Source organism: Streptomyces sp. NPDC087215 (genome assembly GCF_044744885.1).
Classification (GTDB): Bacteria; Actinomycetota; Actinomycetes; order Streptomycetales; family Streptomycetaceae; genus Streptomyces.
The window spans coordinates 363,750-384,631 of the sequence record NZ_JBIUZD010000004.1; the positions used below are offsets into that span (position 1 = coordinate 363,750).

Sequence of the window (20,882 nt, forward strand, 5' to 3'; positions counted from 1 at the left end):
CCTGGGGTTCTGTGTGGGATGAACCTTCGGCAGTCGTTGTTGATCGACTGTCTGGAGGTCCGGGGTGCCGATCGAGTCTCTGACGGATGAGCAGGCTGCCGCGTACGCGGCGTATCGCGGGGCGCCGTCCCGTACGGAGCTGGAGAGGTTCTTCTTCCTGGACGACGCGGACCGGGAGCTGATCGAGTCCAGGAGGCGGGCGCACAACCGCCTGGGGTTCGCGGCCCAGCTCACGACCGCGCGGTATCTCGGGGTGTTCCTGGACGACCCGGCCGACGTACCGCCGGAGGTCGTGGACTACCTGGCCGAGCAGCTGGACATCGGGGACCCGTCGGTTCTCAAGGCGTACGGCGAGCGGGAGAACACCCGGCTGGAGCACGTACGCGAGCTGCGGCAGGTGCTGGAGTACCGGGAGTTCGCCGAGGCGGAGGGCGAGCTGCGGGAGTGGGTGGACCCGCGGGCCTGGACGACGGGCGAGGGGCCGAAGGCGTTGTCCGACGCGGCGGTGGGGTGGCTGCGCGAGCGGCGGGTGCTGCTGCCGGGGTGACGACGCTGACGCGGCTGGTGGCCTCGGTGCGGGAGGCGGCGAACCAGCGGCTGTGGGACACCCTGTACGGGATGCTCGGGGTGGGGCAGCGGGAGAGCGTGAAGGAGAAGCTGAAGACGCTGCCGCGGGTGGAGCGGGCGTCGGCGAAGCTGGCGACCGCGTTCCAGGTCGTGTTCGACACCACCAGCGAGCAGGGGCGACCCGCGGGCGAAGCTCCTGACCGGTGAGGCGTGGCAGCAGGCCCGCCCGACCGTGCTCGCCTCCCTGAACCTGCCCGGGGAGGCGGGCGCCCACCTGGCGGCGCGGGCGGCACTGCTGGACGGCACCTACCGGGAGGTCGCCGCCCGCGTCCCGGACAACGCGCAGATCGTCTTCGACGACGACGGCCGCCTTCACTTCGCCGCCCTGGAGCCGGAGCCCGAACCGGCCTCCCTGCTCAACCTGCGGGCGGCGGTGAACGCGATGCTGCCCCGGGTGGACCTGCCTGAGGTGCTGCTGGAGGTGATGTCCTGGACCGGCGCCGACCAGGCGTTCACCTCGGTCACCGGCGGCGAGGCGAGGCTGAAGGACCTGCACGTCACGATCGCCGGGCTGCTGGTCGCCCACGGCTGCGACGTCGGCTACACCCCGGTGACGGGCGGCGCGGACGCCCTGAAGTACAGCCGGTTGTCCCACGTGGACCAGACGTACCTGCGGCTGGCGGCCTACCGGGCGGCGAACGCGGCCCTCATCGAGCACCAGGCGTCCATCCCGCTCGCCCAGGCGTGGGGCGGGGGCCTGGTGGCCTCGGTCGACGGGATGAGGTTCGTCGTCCCCGTCCCCAGCGTGTACGCGCGGCCGAACCCGAAGCACTTCGGCCGCCGGGGCGGCGCCACGTGGCTGAACATGATCAACGACCAGGCGGCGGGGCTGGGCGGGAAGGTCGTGGCCGGCACCCCACGCGACTCCCTGTACGTGCTGGACGTCCTCTACGACCGCGACGGCGGCCGTCCGGAGATGATCGTCACCGACACCGCCCCCTACAGCGACATCGTGTTCGGGCTGCTGACCCTGGCCGGGTTCGCCTACGCCCCCAGCTCGCCGACCTGCCGGACCAGAAGATGTGGCGCATCGGCCGCACCGCCGACTACGGGGCCTTCCAGGACGCGGCCCGCGGCCGGGTCGACCGGGCCCGCATCGAGCGGCACTGGGAGGACATCCTGCGGATCATCGGCTCCATCCACACCGGAGCCGTCCGCGCCTACGACGTCATCCGGATGCTGTCGCGCGACGGGCGGCCCACCCCGCTCGGGGACGCGATCGCGCACCACGGGCGGATCGCGAAGACCCTGCACATCCTGCGCCTGGCCGACGAGCCCGGCTACCGCCGCCAGATCAAGGTGCAGGCCAACCTCCAGGAAGGCCGCCACGCCCTCGCCCGGAAGATCTTCCACGGGCGATCCGGGCAGCTCTACCAGCGCTACCAGGACGGCATGGAGGACCAGATCGGCGCCCTCGGCCCGGTCCTCAACGCGATGGTCCTGTTCACCACCCGGTACGTGGACGCCGCCGTCACCCAGCTCCGAGCGGACGGCTTCGACGTCCGCGACGAGGACGTCGCCCGCCTCTCGCCGTTCGTCCGCCACCACATCAACGTGCTGGGCCGGTACTCCTTCCAGCTCCCCGACCTGCCCGGCGGGCTGCGGCCCCTGCGCGACAAGCACGCCCCCGACGACGAAGGAGCCGTGCTCGCACCGCCGCCGGGGGCGTGGGGCGGGGGTCACTTCCCGGCGGCGCGCGAGCCCTTCGCCGCGGCGGACTGCGCGCGGGCCGGGAAACCGGTCTGCGCGGTCCGGCCGCCGGGGTTCTTCGCGTCGGCGGACTGCACCCGGGAGGCCGCCTGCGGCGTCATGGACGTACGCCGGGCGCCGGTGCCGCTGCTCCTGCCGCTGCTCTTCCCCATGCCGATCGCCTCCTCGGCCCTGAGCTCGCAATAGCTACGGCGAAGTGACAAGCAGCTCTCTGTAGCCGACGTCACCTTCTGCAAACCTGCTGAGTGCGCGGGTCGGCCGGCCGGTCGGCAACACGGGACGCCGTCCTCGTCCTCATGGACGCCGTGCTCATGGTCGTCGTCTTCGGCGAAGATGCCGAAGGGGCCGAAGGGGCCGAAGGGGCCCGGCTCGCCGTGCTGGGCGCCGAGCAGCAGCGCGCCGCCCTTGCGCCGCCAGTCGGAGGGGATCACCGCTCGCTCCCCGTCTCGGCCTGGGCGGGGATGGCGGCCCGGACGATCTCGGGGGTGGCGACGGTGGGCCGGCCGCCGACGTTACCGCGGGCGAGGGCGGCGTCCGGGCCTTCGCGGGTGCCGGAGACGATCAGCTCGCGGATGAACTCGGCGAGGGCGGCGAAGACGTGGAAGACGAGCCGGCCGCCCGGGGTGGTGGTGTCCAGGCGCTCGTGGAGCGAGGAGAAGCCGATCTCGCGCTGGCGGAGTTCGCCGACCATGTTGACCAGGTCCTTCAGTGAGCGGCCGTAGCGGTCGAGTGCGGGCACCACCAGGGTGTCGCCGCGCTGTGGGAAGGCGTGGCAGGCCTTGAGCTCGGGGCGCAGGTCGTCCTTGCCGGACTTCTCGTCGGCGAAGATGCGCCGGCAGCCGGTGGCGGTGAGGGCGTCGATCTGGCGGTCGAGCTTCTGTCCGCCGGTGGAGACCCGGGCGTAGCCGATGAGGATCTCGGTCCGCATCGCGGGCTCGGCGGTCAGGAGTTCGAACGGGTCGGGTTCAAGTGGCACGCTCATGCCCGGAATTCTTCTTGGTGCCGTTCTGGGAACCTTGCTGGGTGTGCGGAGAGAGAAGGTGATACGGCCCGGTGCGGGCGTGAGTGAGGAGATGGGATGCGGGAGCGGATACGCGCGGGCGATCGCGAGGCGTTCGGCGAGCTCTATGAGCAGTATGCGAAGGCGGTGTACAACCATGCCTTCCGGCTGACCGGCGACTGGTCGGTGGCCGAGGACGTCATGTCGGCGACGTTCCTGGACGCCTGGCGGACGAGGGAGAAGGTCGGAGAGAAGGGGGGATCGCTGCGGCCGTGGCTGCTGGGGATCGCGACGAACAAGGCGCACAACGCCAGACGCGGTGTCCGTCGGCGTTTCGCCTTCCTGGCCCGGGTGCCCGCCCAGGAGCCGGTGGAGGACTTCGCGGACGAGGCGGCCGGGCGGATCGACGACGCCCGTCGCCTGGACGCGGTTCACCGGGCGGTGCGGGGCCTGCGCCGTCAGGAGAGGGAGGTGCTGGCGCTGTGCGTGTGGTCGGGGTTGGACTACCAGCAGACCGCTGACGCGCTGGGGATACCGGTGGGCACTGTGCGCTCACGCCTGTCGCGCGCCCGGGTCAGGCTGCGGGACCTGACCGACCGGCAACTGGCCGAGGAAAAGCGGGAACCGCGCCCGGGGCGCGGAGAGGTAGAGAGTGAGGCCGCGTTTGCGGCCCTGTCCGTCCAAGAGGGAGCCCGATGAACGCCACCCCGTACCGGCCCGCACAGGCCGAGCGCGAGGAGACGGCCCGGCTGCTGCCGGTCCCGGCCGAACGGGACCTGCCGCCGGGCCGCCACCTCCACCACAAGGAACTCCTCATGCGACAGATCGACCAGGACACCACCCACACCTCCCACCAGCCAGGCGGACTGCGCCGGCGCTTGGTCGACGCGACCGCCCCCGGCCGTCCCCGGCGCCGACTGGTCCTTGGGGCGTCGCTGGCCGCGGGGGCGATGGCCGCGGTCATCGCGGTGACCGCCGTCGGTTCCCATGCCCCGACCACGGTCCCTCAGGCCGGTGGTCCGGGCGGCTCGGTCAGCGAGCGCGGGCCCGGCGGCGCGTCACCCCGGGCCGTCCAGCTGCTGACCCGCATCGCCGCCGTCTCCGCCAGCACCTCTGCCCCGCAGGTCCGTGACGACCAGTACATTTACATCGCCAGCCAGGTCTACGGCGCGAGCAAGAAGATCGGCGCCGACGGCGACGGCGCCAAGGCCCAGTACAACGACGACGGCACCGGGACCACCCACCCCCGACAGGCATGGTTCTCCGTCAACGGCAGCCGCGACGGTCTCCTCCACTCGGACTTCGGGGCCGGTGAGGGAGACATCAGCCTCGGCAAGAACACCAAGCCCTCCCTCCAGCTGCCCACCTACACGTACCTGGCCTCCCTGCCCACCGACCCCGACGCCCTGCTGACAGCCGTCTACGCCCAGAACACCGGCGTGGACAAGAACCTCAACCCCGACCAGGAAGCGTTCCAGACGATCGGCGACGCGCTGCGCGAGTCCCTGATGCCCCCGCAGATCGGGGCGGCACTCTACAAGGCCGCGGCCAAGATCCCCGGGGTGAACGTCGTGGACGACGCCGTGGACGCGTCCGGCCGGCACGGCGTGGCCGTCAGCCAGGACCACGGCAACCAGCGCACCGAATGGATCTTCGACAAGGACAAACTCACCTACCTCGGCGAGCGGACCGTCCTCATCAACGACGACAGCGCCGGTGGCAAAGCCGGACGCATCCTCGTCAGCACCGCCGTGACCGAACGCGCCGTCGTCGACAAGGCCGGCCAGAAGCCTTCTCCTGGTACAGCCACCTGACCTTCGACACCGGTCCCGGTGCCCGCCCGCCCAGCAAAGTGGCAGGCGGGCACCGGGACCGGTTCTTCCTCAACAGACCACGGACCTGCCCGGGAACACTCACGTGACGCTCCTTCCGAACCGCACAACCGACCGGCCGCAACCCGCCGGGCCGGGCGCCGTGACCCGTCATCGAGCGCAGAGAGATCCGGGCGCAGCGCGCTGCGAGAACTTCAGCAGCAGCGCGAAACCCGAGGCGGTTCGCCCCGGACTTGTTCCGCAGCCGCCCCATGTCCTCTTCAAGCAGCGTCCAGACGGAGATCAGCTCCTCCGGCTCCCACTCCTGCCGCACGACCAGGGCCCTTCCCTTCCGCATCGACCAATCCGACGTGATCAAGATGCCGACGACCGACCGGGCCGGGACGGGACGGGAACACCGAAACCCGGGACAACACGCCGTCACATCGGCCGCAGAGAGCTACTTGTCACTTCGCCGCACCTATGCGAGCGCAGGGCCTCCTCTTCCAGCATGGGCAGCACCCCGCCGTCGGGGGCGAAGTGGTACTTCGTCTCCGCGCCGTCCGCCATCGGCCCCGCGTCGATCGCCCGGTCCCAGGCGGCCGCGACCCGGACGAACTCCGCCCGGAAGATCGGCGGCACCCCGTCCAGGCCGAGGCCGTCCTTGCGCCGGCGCTTGTCCCGCCGGGCCTGCTTGGCGTCCCGTCCCACCGCTGTCCTCCTTCTGCGCGGCCCCCGCCACCGGACAACGAGCAGGCGCGGGGCAGCGGGTATCGCGTCCTCGCCCGGACAGCCGGACGCGGGGCCGTCCGGTCAGCGGCGTGCGGCGCCGGGTGCGAGGAGGCTGGTCAGCTCGTAGATCGCCTCGTGGGAGGGCTTGAAGTAGCGGCGGACGTTCTCCGGCTTCTTGTGCCGGGACTTCGCCATCAGCATCAGCAGGGAGGCGCCTTGCACACCGAGTTCGGTCAGTCCCGAGTGGCGGTACTCGTGCAGGTCCCAGCCGGTTCCCGGCCCGCGTACGGCGGTGTGCTCATCGAGGAGGGCGCGGGCCTGGCCGTAGGAGAGGCGGGCCATGCCGGTGTCCGGGCACACGTCGCGCGGGCTGACGACCTTCCCCGGGCCGGGGCGGCGGTGGGTGACGAAGACCGGGCCCCGGGTGCGGCCCTTGAGCAGCCGGGGCAGGAGCCGGGCGGTGCCCGCGTCCCAGTAGACGGTCTCCAGCACGAAGTCCTCCCGGGCCTGCCCGCGCCGGCGGGCCTTGCTCCGGGCGCCCTTGGCCTTGACCGGGCAGCGGCGGGCGGCGAGGTCCAGGTCCTCGATGTTCACGCCGAGGATCTCCTCCGCGCGGGCGCAGGTCTCGTAGAGCATCCGCCACAGCGTCTTCTCCCGCAGATGGACCTCGCGGCGGGCGATGAGCCGGTCCACGGCCATCTTCGAGCGGGCCGGGGTCTCCGAGTCCGGCACGGCCAGCCGTTTCGTCCAGGCCGGGACGGAAGGACTGTCGTAGCCGTACTCCGCGCACCAGCCCAGCCAGGACAGCACCGCCGCCCGGCGGGCGTTCCAGGTGTTGACCGCCGCGGTGCCCCACAGCAGTTCCAGGGCCTCGCCGATCTCGTCGTCCGCGACCGGGACACGGCCCCGGCGGGCGCCGCTCCCCTCGTCGGGCGGCAGGCCGGTCAGGCCCCCGCAAAGGCTCGTCGACTCGCGTTCAGCTCGTCATCCCGTGCCGCTACCCTGACCCCCATGACGGGGGAAAATGAACGGAGTTCACGTCCTGACGGGCTCGACGGGAGCGGGGCCCTGCCCCTGGAACCGGGCGATCCCCGGCAGATCGGAGCGTTCCGGCTGCTCGGGGTCCTCGGCTCCGGCGGGATGGGACGTGTCTACCTCGGGGCCGTGCCCGGCACCTTCGCGGCGGTCAAGCGGGTCCTGCCGGTGCTCGCCGAGGACCCCGACTTCCTGAGCCACTTCGGACACGAGCTGGACAACCTGGCCCGGCTGCCCGCCGGGGCGGACACCAAGCTCCTGGCGAGCGACCGGACGGCGAAACCCCCGTGGTTCGCCACCGAGTTCATCCCGGGGATCACCCTCAACGAGGCCGTCCGCCTCCATCGCGGGCCGCTGCCCCCGGACTCCCTGTGGCGGCTGCTCCACCACGCCGCCGCCGGGCTCGCGCTCGTCCACGGCGCCAGAATGGTGCACCGGGACCTGAAGCCCTCGAACGTCATGCTGACCGCCGCCGGGCTGTCCCTGATCGACTTCGGGGTGGCCCGCGCCGCCGACCAGAGCAGACTGACCAGGACCGGCATGGTCATCGGGACGCCCGCCTACATGGCGCCCGAACAGGCCGTCGCCGACCGGGAACTGACCGGCGCCGCCGACGTCTTCGGGCTGGGCAGCCTGCTCCTCTACGCGGCGAACGGACGGCCTCCGTTCGGCGACGGCTCCGGGCCCGACCTGCTCTACCGGGTCGTCCACGGAGAGCCCGAGTTCGGCGGGCTCACCGAGGCCGACCCCGAGCTGGCCGCGCTGGTGCGCACCTGCCTCGCCAAGGACCCGGCCGACCGGCCCACCGCGGCCGAGCTGGCCGGGCTGACCGCCGGGCGGGCGGAGGGCGCCGTCTGGCCCGCCGCCGTCGCCGCGCGGATCGCGGAACGGGCGGCCTTCGCCGCGGGTACGCCGACCGCCGAGCACCTGGCGGAGCTGGCGGCGGCCGATCCCGCCGAGGACATCGCCACCCTCCCCCTGACCCCCCGGGACGGGAAGGAGCCCGCGACCGTGCCTCCCGAGCCGGTGGCCGTGCCGCCGGGGCACGGCTCCCGGGAGAAGCGGCGCAAGCGGCTGCTGCTGGTCGCCCTGCCCGTCGTGGTGACGACCGGGGCGACCCTGACCATGGCCCTCGGCCCGTACCAGATCGGCCGGCTGGGCGCGGCGCCCGGACCCTCGTCCGCGCCGCCGTCCACGGTCGCCTCGCAGCCCGCCGGGGTGCCGTCCCCGACCGGACCGGGCTCACCGTCCGGGAAGACCCCGGACGGGAAGCCGTCCTCGTCGCAGCCGCCGGGCGCCACCTCCCCCGGTGCGCCGCCGCCCGCCGACGGAGGTGCGGCCGGGGGCGGGGCGGGCGGGGGCGCCGGAGGGACGGGGACGCTCCCCGGCGGCTCCGGGAACGGCTCCGGGAACGGCTCCGGAAGCGGCTCGGGCAGTGGCTCGGGCAGTGGCTCCGGGAGCGGGAACGGGGGCGGCGGGGGGACCCGTACGACCGCGCCCGCCGGTGGGGGCACGACGACCCGGCCCGCGCCCCGGCCCACGCCCACCCCCCGGCCGACGACGCCCCGGCCCACGCAGCCCGGCGGCGGCTCGACTCCCTCGGGGACGTACTCCCTGGAGAGCGCGAGCGAAGGCACCTGTCTGGCCGAGCACGACCAGGGCTTCGCCGTCACCGTCAACGACTACGCGTGCGGCTCCGCGCCCGCCTCCGGGACGATCTCGTACTCCTGGACGTACAAGGGGAACGGCAACGGCACCTTCCGGCTGGTCAACCGGAGGACCGGGCACTGCCTCCAGCCGTCCAGCGGCGGCGCGCCCGGCGGTGGAGCCACCCCCTGCAACGGTTCCAGCGCGCAGAACTGGAAGGTCTTCGCGACGACGTCCTCGGGCCGCGCGCTCCAGAACGCGGGGAGCGGGCAGTGCCTCGCGGCCGGGCCGCCGTTCGTCATGTCGTGGGACTGCGACGCGGGGAACAGCAGGATGCTCTGGCGGAACGCCCCCGCCCGGTGACGCGGTGGAGCCCGGCGGAGTGCGCCGCCGGGCTCCTCACCGGCCGGGCCCCCCTTTTTTCCGGGGGCCCGGCCGACCGGTCACTTGGACTGCGTGGAGAGCGTCACCCCGCTGAAGCCCTGCGTGGCGGCGAGGGTGAAGTACACCCAGCCGGACGGCGGGTTGTCGATCGTCAGGGTCTCGCCGTTCCCCGCGTTGGCGGACTTCGCCAGGAAACCGGTGGGCGTGGCCCAGCTGCCGCCGCCGTAGTACAGGTCGGCGTTGCCGGTGCCGCCGCCGCTGGTGATCTTCAGCTGCTTGACCCCGGCCGGCAGGTACACGAAGTGGTAGCTGTAGTTGCCGGTGGTGGCGGCGAGGCCGTCCCGGCGGCAGTTCTGTTCGAACTGGCGGATGTCGCCGCCCGTGCAGAGCGGGATCGTGGTGGCCGGGGGCGTGGCGTCCGGCAGCGGGCCGCAGTCGTTCGTGGCGCAGTCGTTCGTCAGCCAGGTCTCGAAGTCGGCGTCGTAGCGGGTGCCGATGGTCTGCTTCAGGAAGGTGCGGGCCCCGGCCCAGTCACCCGTGCGGTACTTGCCGAGCACGGTCTCCATGTCGGCGGGGTGCTTCTGGAGCATGTAGCGGACCGCGAGGAAGCCCCAGCGGTAGACCCGGTTGGAGTTGACCTCGGGGTCCTCCTCCTGGCCGTACACGGTGTCGAAGAGGTCGCTGAGCTTGTACGTCCTGCGGGCGGCCTCGGCGATGGCGTCGGCGTTGCGCTCGTTCCGGTAGCCGAAGGAGATGTTCTCCGCGATGCCCTCGACCCACCAGATGGTCGGCGTGGTCATGCCCGCGTCGAAGTCGCCGTGCATGTTGAAACGGCCGTCGAGGTAGTGGGTGTACTCGTGGTTGAGGTTCCAGATCTGGAACTCCGGGCGCAGCCAGCTGGCCTCGTGGGCGATGAAGCGGGCCTGGTTGCCGGGGACGGCCGGGTTGCCCTCCTCGTACATGCCGCCGTTGTCGACGTCGATGTTGTAGATGGCCCAGGCGTACAGCGCGTACTGGGTGTAGTCGTCGAAGGCGACGACCTCCAGGTCGGTGTTCACGTCACCGGGGATCGCGCCCTTGTCGCCGATGATCCGGTGGAAGTAGGCGTCCTGGCCGACCAGGCTCGTACAGGTGCTCGCGAGCTGGCCGGGGGACATGTCCTGGGCGCGGATCTTGAGGCCCGGGGTGCAGGTGTGCTGGATCGGCAGGACCGCCGGGAGCACGCGCTGGCCGAGGTCGCAGATGGCGTAGGCCGCGCAGTTGTTCTTGTCGTACTGGCGGGTGTACCAGCCGAGGTTCATGGTGATCGGCGCGGTGGGGCCGACGTTCGGGTAGCGGTTGATCAGGTCCTTGAGGAAGGGGCGGACCCGCTCCTTCAGCTCGGGGACGTCCAGGACGTTGCCGAGGTAGCGGCCGACGTTGCTGACGACGTCGAGGCGGTTGAGCTGGTCCTCGTTGCGGGTGATGAACCCGGCCCAGGTGTCGACGATCGTGGGGTCGGCCTTGAGGGCGGCGCGCCAGCCCCGGGCGTCGTTCTTGGCCTTGAAGGCGTTGTCGACGACCCACTCGACGTGCTGCATGGACAGGTTCATCTGGCCGGGCCAGGTGCCGTTGTAGCTGCCCAGCATCCACTTCACGACACCGGCGTAGCGGCCCGCCTCGTGGGTGCTGTCGATCAGCGTGACGACCTCGTTGAGGATCTCGCCGTTGGCGTCGGTGACGTCCTTGCTGCGCGGGGAGGCGAAGTAGGCGTCGAGGGCGCCGCGCGCGGCGGTCGCGAGGGGGGTGCCGTAGTCGCCGACGGTGGCGGCGTTGTTGTCCTGCACGTAGTAACCGGCGCGCAGGAACAGCACGAGCTGGCCGGTGGCGGTGCTGTTGTCGCCCGCGTAGGTGGCGGAGTTGTCGCGCAGGGCGTTGGCGACGGTGACCATCTGGTCTTCGCGGAAGGCCTTCCGGGCGTTCTCGCCGGTGAGGTTGAACAGCGGGTAGGTGCAGGTGATCTGCGGCAGCGCCTTGAGCTGCTGGACCAGCGCGGCACCGGTGGAGTTGATGACGCCGGAGAGGTCGGCGCAGGCGTTCGCGGCGGCGGCGAGCTTGGACGTCTTGGCGGTCCCGGCGGCGGGCGCGGACGTGGGCGCGGGCCTCGGGCCCGTCTCCTCGGTGCCGTCCTGCGAGGACAGGCGGAAACGGGGGTTGGCGCTGATCGCGTCGGGCGACTTGGGGACCGGGATCGCCCGGGGGGCCGAGGCTCCCCGGAGGTTCCCGGCGCCCGGGGCGGTGACGCCGACGGGGGCGGCCTGGCTCTGCGGCGCGAGCAGACCGAGCGAGAGGAAGGCGGCGGCGCCGAGCACGGGAAGTCTTCGCGCTCGCGTCTTCGATATCCGGAAGGGGGGAAGCATCGGTGGGGGCCTCCGAGGCCGTTGTGCCGCGTGATGGGAAACACGGGCCGCTGTCATGTGACGTGTAAAATTTCACATGTCGCATTGTTCTGGAAGTCTTCTGGCCGGATTGATCGGTCACGGACGAGAAAAATTTGGAACGCCGCTGGTCAGGGGCGTGGAGTGGAGAGCCGTAGCACGGGCGGAAGCGGGCGGTGGCCGGGATCCCGCGCCTGCCCGCCCCCGTTCTGCCCTCGGGTCTGCCCTCCCGGCCCTTCCGGTCCGGCCCGGGCGCCGTGAGGCTCTGCGGGGGTACGGCAGGCCATCCGGAGGCAGGAGAACCATGCACGCACGGCGGGAAGCGGAGACGGACAGGGCGAACACCGCCCCTCGGGCGGGAACGGAACGACCTGGCCGACAGGCCGATCGGATAAGGGCGTTGCAGCGGACGGCGGGCAACGCGGCGGTCGTCCAGACGATGCCGAACACCCTGCTGGGCCGGGGCAGCGGCGGACAGGGCCCCGCCGGGCTCGTGGCGAACAGCGGGGTCGCGGAGCGCGAGCGGAAGCTCAGCGAAAAGTTCGGCATCCGCATCGGGCCGCCCCCGAGCCGACCGGACGACCACTTCAGCCACTCCATGCTCTACCGGATCGAGACGATCCTGAGCAGCCTCCCGGAGGCGGACATCCGCGACAACCAGGAGTTGCAGGTCATCGAACCCGCCGCGGCCGACTCGGACAGCGCGGCCAGCACGTACGACGGGGAGACCCGGACCATCACCATGGTCAGCCCCTTCGGAATGCCCTCCTGGCTCTACACGGAGCTGAACCGGGGGGTGCCCTGGCAGCGGAAGCTGATGGACCAGGGCGCGATGGCCGACTACAGGGGGATCAGCGAGGACGGGGACGAGGCCCTCGGCATCGACGGGCGGAAGCGCGAGGTCATGGGCGGTTTCGGCAACGTCCTGGCCAACGGCAACCTGGTGAAGTGGACGCTGCGGCACGAGATCGGTCACTCCGTCGACCAGCGGACGCACTGGCTGGACCAGCTGAAACACCTGCCCCACTTCGGAGGCTGGGAGACCTACGGAGAGGCAGAGAACGAGAACATCGGGGCGATGGTGGACGCGGTCCTGCTCAGGGCGGGGCTCGGAGGCCACCTGGCGGTCCAGGACAAGTACCGCCTCACCCTTCCCCAGGCCGTGGCGCTGGAGCTGAACTCGGAGAGGGCATGGTCCGACCCCGCCCTGCTGCGGGACCTCGCCGCGAACTTCACAGGACAGGACCAGGCGTTCCACGACGGGCTCGCCGAGGTCGTGGAGTTCGGCCGGCTCGCCCTCGCGCAGCCGTGGACGCTGCCGGACGGCGGCGGGGACGTCCTCACCGTCGACGGCCGGACCTACCACGTCGACCAGCACGGGAACTGGGTCAGCTACCTGCGGGAACAGCGGCGACAGTACGCCGTGTCCCACTACATGTTCTCCACGCCGGGCGAATGGTTCGCGGAGGCGTACGCGGCCTTCCACGACCCCAAGGACGGCGCGCGCGACCGGCTCCACCCGGACGCGCGGGCATGGTTCGAGGCGCCCGGCACCTAGAGGACCGCGCGAGACGGCACCCCGCGAAGCCGCGGGCTCCGCGTCGGTAAGACCGCTCCGCAGGGACCATGTAGAGTGGCCTTACCGACGCGGGGTGGAGCAGCTCGGTAGCTCGCTGGGCTCATAACCCAGAGGTCGCAGGTTCAAATCCTGTCCCCGCTACTATCCGAAGGGCCCGGCACACAGCCGGGCCCTTCGTCGTGTCCGGACACCGCGCTCGCCGGGCGGCAGGACGCGCGGCACCGGCCCCGACCGCGTCGCTCCCGGAGCCCGGCGCCCGGCGCCGCGACCACATTCGCGTGACGATCATGATTCTGGCTCGTTGGAGTGACAGTGCGCCGATGAGCTGACGGTCGTGCGGGGCGTGTCGCGGCCCGAGGGGGCGCGCGGCCGGGCCGGAAGCGGCCCTCACCGCCTGTCGGTCGGCTCGTCAGTGCCCTATGACCCACGGCGATGGCCCGGAGAGCGTGAACGGGTGTGCCATCAGCCGCCGTTCGCGTCACCACGTCGAACTCTCCGCGCGATGTGATGTCTGATCAGGAGGCCCCCGTGCTGCAGCTGCCCGTCGAGGACATGGAGCCGGCCCCCGGACATGCCGTGGAATGGGTGGTGTCCGCAGCGGGTACCGCCGGGCGCGCCGAAGGCCCCGGTCCGGGCGCCCTCGCCTCGTACAACCAGAAGGACCACTTCTCGGTCGCCCAGAGCCTCCGCGCGGCGGACATCGGCTACTCCTCGTACATCGGCGGCTCCTTCGAGATCCGGGGAAGCGTCGACCTCGACGCGCTGGAAGCCGCCCTGCTGCACTTCGTGCGCCGCCACGACGTGCTGCGCTGCGACTTCGGAGAGGCCGCCGGGGAGAGCCCGGAGACCGGCGGGAGCGGGGACGGGCCCGAGCTGAGGGTCGTCCCCCCGCACGACGTGAAGCTGGAGCGCGTCGACGCCGGGCGGCTCGACACCCCGGCCGAGGCGCGCGCCTACGTCCAGCGCTTCCTCCAGGGCACCGACACCCTCCGGGGGCCCTGGATCGTCATGGGCGCGACGGTGCGGGACGACTCCGCCACCGTCTACCTCGCCTGTGACCACCTGCTGGCCGACGGGGTGTCCACTCCGGTCGCCGTGCGGGACATCGCCGTGGCGTACGAGGCGTACGCCCAGGGCCGGGAGCCGGTGCTGCCCGAGACCGGCGGCTTCGTCGAGCACGCCACGGCCGAGCGGCACCGGGGCGCGGCGATGGGCCCCGAAGACGCGCTCCTGGACCACTGGAAGGGGTTCGTCGCACGCAACGGCGGAGAGCTCTTCCCCCGGTTCCCGCTGGACCTCGGGATCGAGCCGGGAGTGGTGTACCGCGCCGTGAACGAGGCGGACGCGCTGCTCCCGGCCGACCGCCTGGACGCGATGGAGGCCCGCTGTCGCGCGGTGGGCGGCAGGGTGTCGACCGGTGTCCTCGCCGCGCTCGGCGTCAGCCTGCGGAGGGAAGGCGGGCCGGACGTCCACCGGGCACTGCTGCCGGTCAGTACGCGTGACCGTGGTCCCGGCTCCCAGAGCATGGGCTGGTTCGTGAACACGCTCCCGGTCGAGTTCCGCGTGGCCGCCGGGACGGACTTCGCGGGCGTCATGGCGGGTGCGCAGTCCGCCCTGGACGCGATGCGGCCGTACGCCGAAGCCCCGTTCGTCCGTGTCTTCGACCTTCTGACCTGCGAGCAGGACGGACCCCAGGTCTGGCCGTACGCCGTCAGCTTCTTCTCGTACCTGGACTTCAGGACGACCCCGGGGGCCGAGCGGCACGAGGAGTGGAAGGCGCGCAAGTACGTCTCCACGTCGCACAGCAACGGCATCTTCTTCTGGTTCCACCGCAACCACACCGGGCTCCACCTGAACTCCATCTTCGTGGACACCCCGCAGGCCCGCCGCACCAAGACCGCCCTCGTCAGGACGCTCGTACGGTCGCTGGAGAGCGTCGCGCGCACCGGCCGGTTCTGACGGCTCCATCCAGGTCACGGGCGGACACCCACCATCGACGGGCGGACGCCCACCATCGAAAGGGGCGCCGACCGGTGCTTCAACTCCCCAGCTCGGAGCTGGTCCTCGCACCCGGGCACGCCGTCGAGTGGCGCGTGCACGCCTCCGCCGCCCGTACCACCGCCCCGGGCGGCACGGCCGGATCCGGCGTCCCGGTGCCGTCCCGGCCCCTGCCCTCGTACAACCAGGAGTACCACTTCGGCGCGTCCGTGCCTCCGGTCGGCGGGGCCGAGGAGCAGGGCCGGAGCGCGAGCCGCCGCACCGACTCCTACGCCGGGACCTTCGAGATCCGGGGCGGGCTCGACCGCCCGGCGCTGGAAGCCGCCCTGCTCCACTGCGTGCGGCGCCACGCGGCGCTGCGGTGCGTCTTCCGCCCGTCGCCCGGCGGTCTCGTCATCGAGGTCGCCGCGCCCGAGGACGTCAAGCTCGAACCGGTCGACCACGGGCCCGTGGCCTCGCCCGCCGAGGCCCGCGCCCATGCGGAGAGGTTCCTGCGGACCACCGACACCTACGGCGGCCCCTGGTTCGTGATGGGCGCGATGGTCCGCGAGGAGTCCACGACGGTCCACTTCGCCTGCGACCACCTCGTGACCGACGGCACGTCGGTGATGATCGTCCTGAACGACATCGCCGCCGCCTACGAAGCCTTCGCGTCCGGCCGGGAACCTGACCTTCCCCTGGCGGGGAACTTCGCCGACCACAGCCGTGCGGAGCGGCAGCGGACCGAGTCGGTACGCGCCGACGACAGCGGGCTGGACCACTGGAGGGGCTTCGTCGCCCGCAACGGCGGCCCGTTCCCCCGGTTCCCGCTGGACCTCGGGATCGAGCCCGGCACCGGCGGTCCCGCGCGCAACACGACCGACACGCTGCTGGACGGCTCCGGGGCGGCGGCCCTGGAGGTCCGCTGCCGGGAGGCCGGTGCGAGCGTGGCGACCGGCGTCCTCGCCGCCGTGGGCGTCAGCATGAGGAAGCTGGGCGGGCCCGACGTCCACCGCGCCCTGGTCCCGGTCGGTACGCGCGGGCGCGGTCGCCACGCCCACAGCGTGGGCTGGTTCGTCAACGTCCTCCCGGTCGAGTTCCCGGTGTCCGAAGGGGCCGGATTCGCGCGGACCGTGGCCGCCGCGCGGGACGCGTCGACGCGGATGATCCGGGGCGGCCGGGTCCCCTTCGTCGTCGTCCTGCGGCTGCTGGCCCCCGAGCACTACGCCCGCCCCTGGCCCCACGCCGTCAACTTCTTCTCGTACATGGACTTCAGGGACGCCCCCGGCGCGGCCCGGCACGCCGACCGGGAGGCCGGTGTGTACACCTCGGTCCCCGCGACGAACGGCATGTTCCTGTGGCTGCACCGCACCCACGACGGCATCCACCTGAACACCGTCCACGTGGACAACTCCCGGGCCCGCCGCACCGAGGCGGCCCTCGTCGCCACCCTGGCCCGGACGCTGGAGGGCATGGCCCACCACGGCACCCTGTGAGCCGCCGCCCCGGGGGCGGGGAGGACGCCCGCGACGAACCGGGCCGTCACGCCGGGCGGGCGGGGGCGGTGAAGACCGGGACCGTGACGCCGTCCTCCCCCGTCCGGAACCGCACCACCAGGTCCATCCCGATCCGCAGGCCGTCCTCCGGCACGTCCACGACCTCCGTCATCATCCGGGGGCCCTCCGCCAGGTCCACGACGGCCGCCACGTAGGGGACGCGGTCGCCGAACGGCGGGAGGTCGTTGCGGTGCACGACGGACCAGGTGTAGAGCGTGGCCCGGCCCTCCGCCGTCACCCAGTGGACGTCCTCGCTCCAGCAGAACGGGCAGAACTCGCGCGGGTAGTGGTGGACCCGGTCGCAGGCGGCGCAGCGGCGCAGCAGCAGCCGCTCCTCCGCGGCGGCGTCCCAGTAGGGGCGGGTGAAGGCGTCGACGTCGGGGGTGGCCGTCATCAGAAGAGTCCGATCGCGTGGTCGAGGGACCAGGTCTGCCAGGACATCGCGAGGAGGGCGACGAGGGAGATCAGCGCCATCATCGCGTTCTGCCCCTGCTCGGCCCAGTCGTGGATCATCAGGACGAGGTAGAGGAGGTTGAGCAGCAGGCCGCCGACGAGGGCGACCGGGGTGAGGAATCCGGTGACGAGGCCCAGCCCGAGGGCGAGTTCGGCGTGGACGACGACGTACGCCATGAGCTTGGGGCGGGGCGCGACGACCGCGTCGAAGCCCTTCCGGACCACGGGCCACCGGTGCCGCGCGGCGACGTCGGCGGCCCAGGCGATGCCCGTACCGCGCTCGAACCAGCCCTTGCGGTCCTTGTGGCGCCAGCTCTCCAGCCACCACAGGCCGAGACCGATACGGAGGACGGCGAGCCACTCGGCGCCGGTGAGCCAGACGGTCTGCATGTGCGCTCCCTCGGGGAACTGGATCTGACGGTACGTCAGTTCAGCGCAGGAGCGCGGCGGGCGCAAGGGGCGGGGGGCGCGGGACGCGGCGGGGGCGGGGCGGGGGCGGGGGCGGACAGGGCGCCGATGGGCTCTCGTACGGGCGGGGCGGACCTCCGTCCGCATGGGCGGGGCGGACTCCCTTGCGGGCGGGCGCGGTTCCGTATGCGCCGGGGGCTCGACTCCACCCGAGGGTGAGCGAGGGCCGCACGGGCGCGGCTCACGGCTCACGGCTCACGGCTCACGGCTCACGGCTCACGGGCCGACTCTCCCGTGGGCCCGCCCGGTTCGCGGCCGACGCCGCCCCGCGCGGGGCCCCGCGTGATCGATTCGCAACCGAAACCCCTCCCCGTCGAGACCCACTACGTGTACACGTCATTACGCTCAGCAGTCATGGCCACCACTCCGCGCACCCGACCCGGACCGCCCGCCCACCCCGTCTACGTCATCGGCGGCGGTCCCGGCGGACTCGCGGTCGCCGCCGCGCTGGGCGCGCGGGGCGTCCGGGCCGTCGTCCTGGAGAAGAGCGACGCCGTCGGCGCCTCCTGGCGCACCCACTACGACCGGCTGCGGCTGCACACCACCCGGCGCCTCTCCGGCCTCCCCGGGCTGCGGATGCCCCGCTCCTTCGGCCGCTGGGTCGCCCGCGCGGACGTCGTCCGCTACCTGGAGAAGTACGCCGAGCGGCACGAACTGGAGATCGTCACCGGCGTCGAGGTGCACCGGGTGGAACACGCCGGGAGCGAGTGGCTCCTGCACGCCACCGGCGGACGACGGCTCACCGCCCGCGCGGTCGTCGTCGCCACCGGCTACAACCACACCCCGCGCCTCCCCGACTGGCCCGGACTCGCCACGTACGAGGGCGAGTTGAGCCACGCGCGGGCGTACCGCAACCCGGAGCCGTACGCCGGGAAGGACGTCCTGGTCGTCGGCATCGGCAACACGGGCGCCGAGATCGCCGCGGACCTCGCCGAGGGCGGCGCCGCCCGCGTCCGGCTCGCCGTGCGGACCGTCCCGCACATCCTGCGCCGCTCCACCGCGGGCTGGCCCTCCCAGCGCTCCGGCATCCTCGTCCGGCGGCTCCCGGTCCCGCTCGTGGACCTGCTCGGGAAGCTGCTCGCGCGGGCCGCGGCGCCGGACCTCTCCGCGTACGGCCTGCCCCGGCCGGACACCGGTCTCGCCAGCCGTCAGCGGGCGGGCGCCGTCCCGGTCCAGGACGTCGGCCTCGTGGCCGCCGTACGGGCCGGGAAGGTCGAGGTCGTGGCGGCCGTGGACGACCTCGACGGGCCCGACGTGGTCCTGGCGGACGGCACCCGGATCACCCCCGACGCGGTCGTCGCCGCGACCGGTTACCGGCGCGCCCTCGAACCGCTCCTCGGCCACCTGGACGTCCTGGACGACCGGGGCCACCCGCTGGTACGCGGCGCCCGCACCCCCCGCCAGGCCCCCGGCCTGTACTTCACCGGCTTCACCAACCCGATCAGCGGAATGCTCCGCGAACTGTCCCTGGACGCCGAACGGATAGCCCGCCGGGTGGCCCGGACGCGCCCGTCCGGGACCTCCTGACGGAACGGCCCCCTGAGGCCGCTCCCGTCCGGCACTCCCCCGGACGCCGACGGCGGCGGTCCCCCGGTGGGGGCCGCCGCCGCTGGGGTCAGGGGGTGGTCAGGCCGTGCCGCCCTTGGTGGGGCGGGTCTTCTGGGCGTCCACGATCGCGCGGTCCAGGATCGCGGTGCGCTCGGTGACCGTGCCGGGCTTCACGCCGCCGAACTCCTTGACCTGGACGCCCCGGCTGCCGAGGTAGGCGAAGGTCGTCCGGTCGAAGACCAGCTCCAGGCGCTCGCCGTACTGCGGGTCCAGACGGGCGAGGGCGAGGCCGGTGCGGCCCGCCGCGTCCTGGGAGTTCTCGACGACGACCACGCCGGGGATCTTCGCGGCGGCCCGGTAGAGCGCGGCGGCGGTCCGGGCCGGGACGAGCTGCTCGCCGATGATCGACCTGATCTCCCGGAACGCCCGCTGGTCACGGTTGGCCGAACCGCTGTCCGTCGCGTAGATCGACTTCAGCAGCGCGTCGGGGTTGGTGGGCTGGGCCTTGAGCCAGTCGTACGACAGGTGGACGGGGGCCTCGCCGGGGATGTCCTTGCCGTTCACGGGCTTGGAGTGGGGGCCGTCGTGGTCGAGGGTGATACCGCCCTCGTCCTGGTAGCCGGGCTCGTCGAGCCAGCCCTCGCGCCCGTCGGGGGACTTCCAGACCTCACGCTGGTGCAGCGGCTGCACCCACGTCTTCTCCTCGCCCGTGTCGAAGTTGTGCGAGGCCGACATGAAGGAGACCTTGCTGTTGATGTAGATGTACTGGCCCGGCTTCGGCTCAGGCGTCGGCCGCCGGGTCGCGGCGTCCGCGATCTGCTGGACGGTGGAGACGAGCTGGACGGTGCTGCCCGCCTCGACCTTCACGACCGACGCTTCCACCAGGCCGGGCCTCGCGGGTCCGCCGCCCTGGGTCAGCGCGCCGACGGCGAAGACCGCGGTGAGCGCGGCGGCGGTGACCGGGACGCCGATCAGCAGGGCGCGGCGGACCGGGCGGGCCGGGGCCCCGGCCTTGGCCCCGGGTGCGGAGGTGCGGATCTCGTTCAACAGGTGCTCCTCGAAAAGCAGCTGACGGTCGGGCGTCATCCGGGGGGCCGACGGGGCCGGCAGCAGCCGGGCGAGCTCCGCGTGGTCCAGCTCCGGGTGGTCCAGGGGCTCGGTCCGCTTCCAGAACTTGCGGGTCATCCGTACGTCTCCTCGTGCGCCTCGTACGACCGGGCCGCGAAGGTGCGGCCACCCTGTACTTGTCCGGGGCCGGGAAGCGGTTCCCGGCATTTCCTGAGTTCCTGTTCGGCGAGTCCGCGCAGCCGCTTGCGGGCGCGGGAGAGCCGCGAACGGACCGTGCCGACGGGGACGCCCAGTGCGGCGGCGGCCTCGGCGTATCCGAGACCGGACCACACGCACAGGGTGAACACCTCGCGTTCGGTGCGGCGCAGCTTCTTCAACGCACGTTGAGCAGCGGCCAGTTGGTCGGCGTCGGCCATGCGTCCGACGATCTCGTCGGAGAAGTCCGGGACGGTGTCGCGGGCGGGCAGCCGTCCGAGGGCCGCCTGATGACGGCGTGCGGCGCGACTGGTGTTGCGCAGCACGTTGACGGCGATGCCCATGAGCCAGGGGCGCGGTCCGGCCTCGTGGTCGAGGAGCCGCTCCCGCAGCCGCCACGCCTCCAGGAAGGTGAGCGAGACGACGTCCTCGGCGAGGGCGTGGTCACCGGTCACACGGACGCCGTGCCGATGGACCAGGGGGGCGTGATCACGGAAGATCTCCCTGAACGCCTCGGGGTCCCCCGCGCGTATCCGGGCGTGCAATGAATAGTCCACGACCTGCCTTGTCCACCGGACGCGCCCGGTTCCGGTGACCTGCCTCACACGCTCCCGGCGCCCCGCCCCCGCCGTACGGCCCCGGGAGCCGGTCGACGAGGACTGAAGCGTACGAGGT

At 72.6% G+C, this 20,882-nt stretch carries 14 protein-coding genes, 1 tRNA gene and 2 pseudogenes; 9 read left to right on the plus strand and 8 right to left on the minus strand.

Translation table 11 applies throughout. The features are described 5' to 3' along the window. Positions 1–64: 64 nt before the first annotated feature. A pseudogene (locus tag ACIO92_RS14510) lies at positions 65–2,265 on the plus strand (Tn3 family transposase); the annotation flags it as partial. A 499-nt stretch (positions 2,266–2,764) separates the two neighbouring features. On the opposite strand, the gene ACIO92_RS14515 reads toward ACIO92_RS14510, so the two are convergent. Continuing rightward, positions 2,765–3,319 carry a recombinase family protein gene (locus ACIO92_RS14515; RefSeq protein WP_402281418.1) on the minus strand — a complete coding sequence of 185 codons (555 nt, stop codon included), beginning with the start codon at positions 3,317–3,319 and terminating at the stop codon, positions 2,765–2,767. A 96-nt stretch (positions 3,320–3,415) separates the two neighbouring features. On the opposite strand from ACIO92_RS14515, the gene ACIO92_RS14520 reads away from it, so the two are divergent. After that, positions 3,416–4,036 carry an RNA polymerase sigma factor gene (locus ACIO92_RS14520; RefSeq protein ID WP_402281420.1) on the plus strand — a complete coding sequence of 207 codons (621 nt, stop codon included), beginning with the start codon at positions 3,416–3,418 and terminating at the stop codon, positions 4,034–4,036. Next, positions 4,033–5,151, plus strand: coding sequence for a CU044_5270 family protein (locus ACIO92_RS14525; RefSeq protein ID WP_402281422.1), 1,119 nt, complete (start codon positions 4,033–4,035; stop codon positions 5,149–5,151). The genes ACIO92_RS14520 and ACIO92_RS14525 overlap by 4 nt, the downstream gene beginning before the upstream one ends. A gap of 438 nt (positions 5,152–5,589) precedes the next feature. Here the strand turns inward: ACIO92_RS14525 and ACIO92_RS14530 are convergent, their stop codons facing one another. Next, the gene (locus ACIO92_RS14530; protein WP_366439764.1) at positions 5,590–5,859 is read right to left on the minus strand and encodes a hypothetical protein; all 270 of its coding nucleotides are present in this window, start codon (positions 5,857–5,859) and stop codon (positions 5,590–5,592) included. Between the two features lie 102 nt (positions 5,860–5,961). Continuing rightward, positions 5,962–6,780 (minus strand): annotated as a pseudogene (locus tag ACIO92_RS14535) (tyrosine-type recombinase/integrase); the annotation flags it as partial. Positions 6,781–6,891: 111 nt separating this feature from the next. On the opposite strand from ACIO92_RS14535, the gene ACIO92_RS14540 reads away from it, so the two are divergent. Then, positions 6,892–8,925 (plus strand): protein kinase, encoded by a 2,034-nt coding sequence (locus tag ACIO92_RS14540; protein WP_402281424.1) that lies wholly within the window; start codon positions 6,892–6,894, stop codon positions 8,923–8,925. Positions 8,926–9,005: 80 nt separating this feature from the next. On the opposite strand, the gene ACIO92_RS14545 is transcribed toward ACIO92_RS14540, so the two are convergent. After that, positions 9,006–11,297, minus strand: coding sequence for a collagenase (locus tag ACIO92_RS14545; protein ID WP_366439766.1), 2,292 nt, complete (start codon positions 11,295–11,297; stop codon positions 9,006–9,008). Positions 11,298–11,763: 466 nt separating this feature from the next. Between ACIO92_RS14545 and ACIO92_RS14550 the strand changes: the two genes are divergently transcribed. The 4 genes from ACIO92_RS14550 (at position 11,764) to ACIO92_RS14565 (ending at position 16,415) form a co-directional block, all read left to right on the plus strand. Next, positions 11,764–12,921, plus strand: a complete 1,158-nt coding sequence (locus tag ACIO92_RS14550) for a hypothetical protein (protein ID WP_402281426.1) — start codon at positions 11,764–11,766, stop codon at positions 12,919–12,921. Positions 12,922–13,009: 88 nt separating this feature from the next. After that, positions 13,010–13,083: transfer RNA gene (locus ACIO92_RS14555), tRNA-Met, on the plus strand. A gap of 387 nt (positions 13,084–13,470) precedes the next feature. Then, positions 13,471–14,901: a condensation domain-containing protein gene (locus ACIO92_RS14560; protein ID WP_401236543.1), complete on the plus strand. Its 1,431-nt coding sequence runs from the start codon at positions 13,471–13,473 to the stop codon at positions 14,899–14,901. 74 nt (positions 14,902–14,975) lie between these two features. Then, positions 14,976–16,415 carry a condensation domain-containing protein gene (locus ACIO92_RS14565; RefSeq protein ID WP_402281429.1) on the plus strand — a complete coding sequence of 480 codons (1,440 nt, stop codon included), beginning with the start codon at positions 14,976–14,978 and terminating at the stop codon, positions 16,413–16,415. Between the two features lie 46 nt (positions 16,416–16,461). Here the strand turns inward: ACIO92_RS14565 and ACIO92_RS14570 are convergent, their stop codons facing one another. Beyond that, on the minus strand, positions 16,462–16,869 hold the full coding sequence (locus ACIO92_RS14570) for an OB-fold domain-containing protein (protein WP_366439770.1): 408 nt from the start codon (positions 16,867–16,869) through the stop codon (positions 16,462–16,464). Then, on the minus strand, positions 16,869–17,318 hold the full coding sequence (locus ACIO92_RS14575; protein WP_366439771.1) for a DoxX family protein: 450 nt from the start codon (positions 17,316–17,318) through the stop codon (positions 16,869–16,871). Before ACIO92_RS14575 ends, ACIO92_RS14570 begins: the two co-directional genes overlap by 1 nt. A 432-nt stretch (positions 17,319–17,750) precedes the next feature. Between ACIO92_RS14575 and ACIO92_RS14580 the strand changes: the two genes are divergently transcribed. Next, complete coding sequence (locus tag ACIO92_RS14580) at positions 17,751–18,923, plus strand: flavin-containing monooxygenase (RefSeq protein WP_402281431.1); 1,173 nt, start codon at positions 17,751–17,753, stop codon at positions 18,921–18,923. A gap of 99 nt (positions 18,924–19,022) precedes the next feature. Here the strand turns inward: ACIO92_RS14580 and ACIO92_RS14585 are convergent, their stop codons facing one another. Both ACIO92_RS14585 and ACIO92_RS14590 read right to left on the minus strand, forming a co-directional pair. Further along, positions 19,023–20,129 carry a CU044_5270 family protein gene (locus ACIO92_RS14585; protein ID WP_402281433.1) on the minus strand — a complete coding sequence of 369 codons (1,107 nt, stop codon included), beginning with the start codon at positions 20,127–20,129 and terminating at the stop codon, positions 19,023–19,025. Further along, entirely contained in the window at positions 20,126–20,764 is a 639-nt protein-coding gene (locus tag ACIO92_RS14590) for an RNA polymerase sigma factor (protein ID WP_401236533.1), read from the minus strand. The genes ACIO92_RS14585 and ACIO92_RS14590 overlap by 4 nt, the downstream gene beginning before the upstream one ends. Positions 20,765–20,882 lie beyond the last annotated feature (118 nt).